Raw genomic sequence first — 8,556 nt, 5'->3', positions numbered from 1 at the left:
CACCGGCAAATGGAACGAACTGCAGTACGGCAAGCTTGGCGGCCCCGGTCTCGCGCCCATCCCCGTACCTCGCGAATTTTGGGTCTGGCCCGGCTGCCCGCGCGACCCCAGCGACGGCGATCCGCTCATCACCTTCCGCTACGACCAGGCGTTCGAGTTCATTGACGCCATCCGCAACCAGCGCCCGTGCGTGCCCAGCTTCCACGACGGCGTCCGCACCCAGGCCGTCATCGACGCCACCCTGATCTCCGCGGGCACGCATGCGTGGGTCGAACTTCCCAACGACTGATCTATGGAAAAAACCGCCGTCATCACCGGAGCCGGCAGCGGCGTAGGCGCCGCCATCGCCATCGCCCTCGCCAAACAAGGCTGGCGCGTCGCCCTGCTCGGCCGCCGCCGCGAACCCCTCGAAACCGTCGCCGCGCAGTGCCCCGGCGCGCTCGTCATTCCCTGCGACGTCGGCAGCTCCGACGATGTGGCGAAGATGGGGCAGCAGGTGCTCGCGGAGTTCGGCAGCGTCGAAGTGCTCGTCAACGCCGCCGGCACCAACGTCCCGCACCGCGCGCTCGAGGTGCTCACGCTCCCCGATTATCACGAGATGATGAACGCCAACCTCAACGGCGCTTACTATTGCGTGCAGGCGTTCCTTCCGCAGATGCGTTCGCGCGGCTCTGGCACGGTCATCAATATCGTCTCCGATGCCGGCAAAGCCGCTTCGCCCAAGGCTGGCCCCGGTTACGTGATTTCCAAGTTCGGCATGGCCGGCCTCACCTCCGCGATCAACGCCGAGGAACGCACCCGCGGCGTCCGCGCCTGCGCCATTTTCCCCGGCGATATCGACACGCCGATTCTCGCCAAGCGCCCGGTCGTGCCCGACGCGACCGCTCGCGCGAAGATGATGCAGCCCGAAGACATCGCCGAGTGCGCCCTCCTCGCGATCAATCTCCCGTCGCGCGTCATCATCGAGGAAATGATCGTCCGCCCGCGTTAGAAAAACCGCTTAATCCGCGGGCTGGGCGGTTCTAAACATATGCCCATGTTCCTCCGCTGCCTCGCTCTCCTTCTCGCGCTCGGCATTTGCGCCCCCGCGCAATCCGCTCCCGACATCTTCGCGCACGATAACCTCGTCGCCTGGTGCATCGTCCCTTTCGATGCGCAGAGGCGCGGACCGGAAGAGCGCGCGGCGATGCTGGAAAAGATCGGCATCAAACGCTTCGCCTACGATTACCGCGCGGAGCACATACCGACCTGGGACGCCGAGCTCGACGCGTTGCAACGGCATCACATCGAGCTCACGGCCTGGTGGTTTCCCGGGCAGCTCAACGAGGACGCGCAGAAGGCCCTCGCGCTCTTCCAGCGGCACGGCGTGAAGCCGCAGCTCTGGGTGAGCGGCGGCGGCGCCCCGACCAAGGACGCCGCGGAACAAGCCGCGCGCGTCGAGACCGAGGCGAAGCGCATCAAGACCATCGCGGAAGCGGCCGCCCCGCTCGGCTTGCAAGTGGCGCTCTACAATCACGGCGGCTGGTACGGTGAGCCGGAGAATCAACTCGAGATCATCGCCCGGTTGCAGCGCGACGGCATCACCAACGTCGGCCTGGTCTACAATCTTCACCATGGCCACGACCACCTCGATCGCCTGCCGCAACTGATCGAGAAGATGAAGCCACATCTGCTGGCCTTCAACCTCAACGGCATGACTCGTGGCGGCGAGATGATCCTCCCGCTCGGGCAGGGCGAACTCGATCTCTCGTTGTTGAAGCTGCTCCGCGATAGCGGCTGGCGCGGGCCGGTCGGCCTCCTCAACCACACGAGCGAAGATGCGGAGGCGCGGTTGCTCGACAATCGCGATGGGCTGGATTGGCTCGTGGCCCAACTCGATGGGAAACCGGCCGGTCAGAAACCGACGCCGCGCTCGTGGAAGAAATCAACGCCGCCACCACCGAGCATTTCCAGCGGGGTGCCGTCGCTTTCGCCGGCCTTTGGCACGGCGCTCACCGGCGGGATGCTCGTGGAGGGCCAGCCGGCGTATCATGAACTTCCGCTCACGATCGAATGCCGCGCTAAACTCAATGGCGCCCACGGTTTCAACATCCTCGCCGCGAACGATCCGAAGAAATCGGCGGAGCACTGGGAACTCTACACCTTCTCGGGCAGCGGATTGTTCAGCGTCTTTCAGCCGGGGCGCGGCGGCAGCGTGTCGGGCGGCGCGAACATTTGCGATGGCCAGTGGCACGCGCTCGCCGCGGTGCTGGAAGTGACCCGTGTCCGTCTCTACGTCGACGGTAAACTCGTGAAGGATGCGCCGTGCCCGCCGCTCAACGGACAAGCGGTGGCTGGGGGCCTCGCGTTTGGACGCCTCGTGGAAGGAACGATCGGCTGCGATGGTGCGGTCGACGACGTGCGTATCTCCAAGGGCGTGCGCGAAATCTCCGCACCAACCGACGCACCGCTGCCGAAGGATGCGCAGACCCTCGGCTTGTGGAACTTCGACGACCTCACCGCCCGTAACCCGGCACCCACCCCACAGGCCAATGTCCCGGAGACATTCACCATCCCCGCCGCCAAGACCGCGGAACTCACCCGCGCCAACGGGTGGCCGAAAATGGATGACTATCGCACTTGGGACCGCTCGCTCGGCGGGCCGACGTCCAATCGTTTCTCCGCGCTCACGGCCATCGACAAATCGAACGTCGCGAAACTCGAACTTGCGTGGACCTATCACTCCGGCGACGGCAAGGCGAACATCCAGTGCAACCCGATCATCGTCGATGGCGTGATGTACGCGCCCACGGCGGGCTGGAACATCGTCGCCCTCGAGGCGACCACCGGCACGGAACTGTGGCGCTTCAACGTGCCGAAGGAAGGCAAGCGGCTCGAGGATCAACCCGCCCGGCGCGGTCTGCTCTACTGGAAAGGCGATGCCCGGAATCCCGCGCGTGTCATTTTCGGTGCGGGCAACTGGCTCTACGCGCTCGATCCAAAGACCGGCAAGGTGCTCGCGAACTTCGGCGAAAACGGCCGCACCAATATTCCCACCGCCACGAGCACCGTGGCCGCGATTTACCAGAACGTCCTGGTCGCCGCCGGCTATCTCGGCGATGTCTTCGGTTACGACGTGCGCACCGGTGCGCTCTTGTGGACGTTCAAGACCAAGCCCGATCCCGGCCAGTACGGCAGCGAGACCTGGAGCCGCATTGAAGATGGCGCGAACTGCTGGGGTGGCATGGCCCTGGACGAATCGCGCGGCATCGCTTTCGTCTCCACCGGTTCGCCCAAGCCCAACTACCTCGGCATGGGCCACCTCGGGGACAATCTCTTTGGCGATTGCGTCATCGCCCTCGATGCGCTGACCGGCAAGCGGCTCTGGCACTTTCAGGAAGTCCGCCACGATATCTGGGATTGGGACATTCCCGCGCCGCCGAATCTCGTCACCGTCGAGCGGGATGGCGTGAAGGTCGATGCCGTGGCGCAGGTCACCAAGCTCGGCAACACGTTACTGCTCGATCGCGTCACGGGCCAGCCGCTTTACGATTACCGGCTCGTCCGCGTGGCCACTCGCTCGCTGCCCGGCGACCAGCCCGCGCCCATGCAGCCCATGCCCGAGCTGCCGCAGCCCTTCGCGCGTCAGGCCTACACCATGGCCGATTTGCCCGCCGCTCCCGAGGCCCAGGCGGTCGTGCTCCCCGTCGTGCAACGCGCCAATTCCGGCCCGTATCCGAGCATCGAGGAAGCGAAGCCGACGCTGCTCTTCAATATCCACGGCGGCGCGGAATGGACCGGCGCGTCGTTCGATCCGCGCACCGGGCGCCTCTACGTTACGGCCAATGAAATCCCGTGGTTCGTCACCTGTTTCCGCGACAGCGATCCCGAGCCGCTCAAGCCGCCGACCGAGGGCGAAAAGGTCTATCAATCCATTTGCTTCGCCTGCCATGGGCCGGATCGCAAAGGCATCGGCCACGCTCCGCCGCTGCGCGGCGTGCGGTTGCGTCTCTCCGAAGCAGAGATCCGCTCCCAGCTCAAGAACGGCAAGGGCTCGATGCCGCCCATGGCGCAACTCACCGAGGAGCAGATCAAGCCGCTCCTCGATTTCCTCCTCTGCCGTGATCGCCCCATTCCGCCGGTGAATCCGAACGCGCCCGTCAAATGGACCTTCGGCGGCTGGAACCGTCTCATCGATCACGAGGGTTACCCCGGCTGCAAGCCGCCATGGGGCACGCTCACCTGCCTCGACCTCAACACCGGCCGGATCGCGTGGAAAGTTCCCTTCGGCGAATACCCTGAACTCGCGGCCAAAGGCGTGCCAAAGACGGGCCAGGAAAATTTCGGTGGCTGCATGGTCACCGCCACCGGCCTCGTCATCGCCGGCGGCACCCGCGACCAGAAGCTGCGCGCCTTCGACTCCGGCACCGGCACCGAACTCTGGAGCTACCAGCTTCCGCTGCACTCCACCGCGCCGCCTGCGAGCTATGAGGCCGGGGGACGCCAATTCATCGTCGTCCCGGTTACGGGCGGCGGCAAACTCGGCGGCCCCACCGGCGACGCCTGGATGGCCTTCGCACTGCCGAAGTAACGTCGCCGAACATCGTCACGCCAGCACCGCATTGTCGTTGAGGCGGGGCACCCTCGGTATGTCCCAAGGCTCCATTTGACACTATTATTTGAGCGCTTATATTCCCAATTGTGGCTCATTATCCATTCACTATATTGGAAAATAAAGTCCGCGAAAACGAGGACTACCCCGCGGTATCCCGACTGTCGGTTACAGAGACTTCCGGCCAGTTCCGGCTAGTTCCGACCTTTGAATTCCAGGAATTCCAGGAGTTCCGACAACGAGAATCAGAGGCGGCGTCATTTTTTATGTTGCGCAGCGGCGACTTAGCTCGTGCCCCCTCGCTCTACAGAGACGTTCCGGATGGTTCCGACCAGTTCCGACCCATGAATATTCTCTTCCAAATCGGCGAAATCGCCTCGCTGCCCAAAATCGCCCGCGCAGAAGTCCTTCAAAGATTTCGCTGGCTGCGCGGTTAAAAGTGTCGACACTTTATTCCAAGCCGCTCCTCGCATGTCCTCCACCCCCAAGCCTGCCGAAGCACAGAATCGCAAAAACCTCGCGGAAGAGGTCACCACCCGCCTGCGCCACGCTATCGTTGGCGGGCAGTTCAAACCGGGAACGCCCCTCGCCGAGCCGGTGCTGGCCGCGCAGTTCGGGGCCAGCCGGGCGCCCATTCGCGAGGCTCTCATTGCCTTGGAGCGCGATGGACTGGTCGAATTCAACGACCGTAGCCGCACCCGCGTGCGCCCGCTCACGGCCAAGGATTTCGAGGAAATCTGCTCCATGCGCATGGCCCTGGAGAGCATGGCCGCGCGCCTCGCCGCCGCGCAATGGAACGACGAAAACACGCGCGCGATCGAGGAAAACATCCAGCGCCAGGAACTCGCGGCCACGCTCGGCGAACTCTCCCACCTCGACGTGGAGATGCACGAATACGTCGTCCGCCTGTCAGGCCACCGCCGCCTGCTGGCCGCCTGGCGGGGCATTCGCTGGCAATTCGAGATGTGCCTCGCCTACACGCATCGCCTGCAGGAGAAACTGGATTTCGAGCCGCGCCAAATCACGGTCGGTTCCCATCGGCTCCTGCTGGCTGCGCTCGCCTCGGGCCAGCCGGCGCATGCGGCGGAAACGATGTCCTCCCACATCGAACGTTCGCTCGAATGGTCGCTCGCGGAATTCCCGGCGGCAGCAGAGTCCAAGCCCAAACTGCGGGGCGCAACCTTGGAGAAGCTATGAAAGCCCGGCTGCTTCTTCTGGCGGTGCTGGTGCTCCCTGTCACCGGTGACGCCGCGGTGTCCGCGCAGGACGCCGCCTTCTTCGACGCGAAGGTGCGCCCGCTCCTCGCCCAGCGCTGCTTCGAGTGCCATTCGCACGACAAGAAGATCAAAGGCGGCCTCGCCCTCGATTCGCGCAGCGGCTGGGAAAAAGGCGGCGACACCGGACCCGCGATCGTCCCCGGCAACCCGGATGAATCGTTGCTCATCAAGGCGATCGGCCATCTTGACAAGGACCTCGCGATGCCGCCCAAGAAAAAGCTGAGTGATGAGGAGATCGCAACGCTCAGCGAGTGGGTGAAAATGGGCGCGCCCGATCCCCGCGAAATCGTCGCGAAAATCGGCGGCATGACCCCGGCGGAAGCCAAAGCCTGGTGGGCCTTTCAACCGCTGCCGGCTCCCAGCGCAGCGCCGCCCACGCCATCCCAAATCGACGACTTCATCGGCGCCCGTCTCCACCAAGCCGGCCTCACCTCCGCGCCGCGCGCCGATCCGCGCACCCTCCTGCGCCGCGTCACTTTCGATCTCACCGGCCTGCCGCCCACGCCGGAAGAAGTCGCCGCGTTCCTCGCCGACGATTCCCCCGATGCCTTCTCGCGCGTGGTCGAGCGCCTGCTCGCTTCGCCGCGCTACGGTGAGCGCTGGGCGCGGCATTGGCTGGACGTCGTCCGCTACACCGATTCGCTCGACACGCGCGGCTTCGGCGGCGAAGGCGACGTCGCCGAGGCCTGGCGCTATCGCGATTGGGTCACGCGCTCCTTCAACGCCGACCTGCCTTACGATCAATTCATCCAGCAGCAGGTCGCCGGGGATTTGCTACTGAAGCAGCCGGGCACACCCTTCGACGCCGGCAAGCTCATCGCCACCGGCATGTACGCGATTGGCAACTGGGGCAACGGCGATGCCGACAAGGAAAAGGCCCACACCGATATCGTCGACGACCAGATCGACGTCACCGGCCGCGCCTTTCTCGGGCTCACGCTGGCCTGCGCCCGCTGCCACGATCACAAGTTCGACCCGATCACCAACGCCGATTACTACGGCCTCGCCGGCTTCTTTTTCAGCAGCCACATCCTCGATCAATTTGCGCCCAAGACTGCCGGTGAAAAAATCATGCGCATCCCGATCCTTTCGCCCGAGGAGCAGGAGCGCCGGCGAGCGGCCATGCAACAGCGCATCGCGGCGATCGACAAGGCGCTCGCGGAAGATCCCACGGACATCACCGCGCTCGAAAAGGAACGGGTCCGCGTGAGCGCTGAAACGAAGACCTTCCCGGCGTGCCATGGTTTGCAGGAAGGCGGCATCCCAAAGACCGCCTATGAAGGATTTCACGATGCGCGCATCCACGTGCGCGGGCGTTACGATCGGCTCGGCGACACCATTCCGCGCCGCTTTCCAGTCATCCTTGCCGGAGAAAAACAAACTCCCATTCAAGAGGGCAGCGGACGCCTCGAACTGGCCCGCTGGCTCTCGAGCCCGCGGAATCCGCTGACCGCGCGCGTGATGGTCAACCGCATCTGGCAGCACCATTTCGGCGAAGGGCTCGCGCGCACGCCGAACAACTTCGGCCGGCTTGGCATCGCGCCTACGCACCCCGAGTTGCTCGACTGGCTCGCCGCGGAATTCATCCGGTCCGGCTGGTCGATCAAGGCCATGCACCGGCTCATCGTCAACTCCGCGACTTATCAGCAGGCCGACACTTCGGCGACCGCGGCCAGCGATCCGGACAATCTTCTTTTCGGCCGGCAGAACCGCCGCCGTCTCGAAGCCGAGTCGTTGCGCGACGCGATGCTCTTCGCCTCCGGCAGCCTCGATCTCAAGGATGGTGGGCCAAGCGTCCGCGATCTCTCGGCCCCGCGCCGCACACTCTACATCAGCACCATCCGCGCGGATCGCGCCACCTACCAGATGCTCTTCGACGCCGCCGATCCCACGGCGATCGTGGAGAAGCGCATCGAATCGACTGTCGCGCCGCAAGCGCTTTGGTTGCTCAATCATCCCTTGGTGCTCGCGCAAGCCCGCGCCCTCGCCACCCGCGCCCTCGCCACCCGCGCCCGCGGCACCGCGAGCGCCGATACCGATCGCGTCCGCTGGCTCTACGAGACCCTCTACAGCCGTCCACCCGCGCCGCAGGAACTCGCGCTCGGCGAACGTGCCGTCTCCGCCGGGGACGACACTGCGTGGGAAGCCTATTGCCAGGTGCTGCTCTGCGCCAACGAGTTCATCTACCTCGACTAACCATGAACCTCCCCGATTTCACTTCCCGCGCGCCGGTTTCCCGGCGGCAAATGCTCGGCCAGTTCGCCAACGGCTTCGGCATGCTCGGCCTGGCGAGCTTGCTCGGGGAAAACGTCTTCGCCACCGAGGCGGCCAATCCGCTGGCGGTCAAAGCGCCGCCGTTTCCCGCGAAAGCGAAACGTGTCATCTTCCTCTTCATGTCCGGCGGCCCGTCGCACGTGGACCTCTTCGACCCGAAACCGAAGCTCGCGGAAATGCAGGGCCAGCCGCTGCCCTTTGAAAAACCCAAGCTCGAGCGCACGAAGACCGGCAACCTGCTCGGCTCGCCGTGGAAATTCGCGCCGCGCGGCCAGTGTGGCACCGAGGTGAGCGAACTGCTGCCGCATATCTCGGGTTGTGTGGATGACATTTGCGTCATCCGCTCGATGGTCGCGGATAACATCAACCACAACGGCGCGTGCCTCCAGATGAACACCGGCGAGCAGGCGTTCT

At 64.9% G+C, this 8,556-nt stretch carries 6 protein-coding genes and 1 pseudogene; all 7 read left to right on the top strand.

Features of this window, described 5'->3' with window-relative positions:
* Positions 1 to 289 (top strand): annotated as a pseudogene (locus ABJF10_RS26415) (gfo/Idh/MocA family oxidoreductase); the annotation flags it as partial.
* Between the two features lie 3 nt (positions 290 to 292).
* Positions 293 to 991 carry an SDR family NAD(P)-dependent oxidoreductase gene (locus ABJF10_RS26410; protein WP_348547620.1) on the top strand — a complete coding sequence of 233 codons (699 nt, stop codon included), beginning with the start codon at positions 293 to 295 and terminating at the stop codon, positions 989 to 991.
* Positions 992 to 1,036: 45 nt separating this feature from the next.
* Positions 1,037 to 4,570, top strand: a complete 3,534-nt coding sequence (locus ABJF10_RS26405; RefSeq protein ID WP_348547619.1) for a PQQ-binding-like beta-propeller repeat protein — start codon at positions 1,037 to 1,039, stop codon at positions 4,568 to 4,570.
* Positions 4,571 to 4,704: 134 nt separating this feature from the next.
* The gene (locus ABJF10_RS26400; protein ID WP_348547618.1) at positions 4,705 to 5,028 is read left to right on the top strand and encodes a hypothetical protein; all 324 of its coding nucleotides are present in this window, start codon (positions 4,705 to 4,707) and stop codon (positions 5,026 to 5,028) included.
* A gap of 34 nt (positions 5,029 to 5,062) precedes the next feature.
* The gene (locus ABJF10_RS26395; RefSeq protein WP_348547617.1) at positions 5,063 to 5,788 is read left to right on the top strand and encodes a GntR family transcriptional regulator; all 726 of its coding nucleotides are present in this window, start codon (positions 5,063 to 5,065) and stop codon (positions 5,786 to 5,788) included.
* The gene (locus ABJF10_RS26390; RefSeq protein WP_348547616.1) at positions 5,785 to 8,064 is read left to right on the top strand and encodes a PSD1 and planctomycete cytochrome C domain-containing protein; all 2,280 of its coding nucleotides are present in this window, start codon (positions 5,785 to 5,787) and stop codon (positions 8,062 to 8,064) included. The genes ABJF10_RS26395 and ABJF10_RS26390 overlap by 4 nt, the downstream gene beginning before the upstream one ends.
* Before the next feature lie 2 nt (positions 8,065 to 8,066).
* Positions 8,067 to 8,556, top strand: a 490-nt coding sequence (locus tag ABJF10_RS26385; RefSeq protein ID WP_348547615.1) for a DUF1501 domain-containing protein, incomplete at its 3' end; no start/stop codon positions are given.

It is taken from the genome of Chthoniobacter sp., from assembly GCF_040003245.1.
Taxonomy (GTDB): domain Bacteria; phylum Verrucomicrobiota; class Verrucomicrobiia; order Chthoniobacterales; family Chthoniobacteraceae; genus Chthoniobacter.
This window is presented reverse-complemented; position numbering and strand designations above follow the sequence as displayed.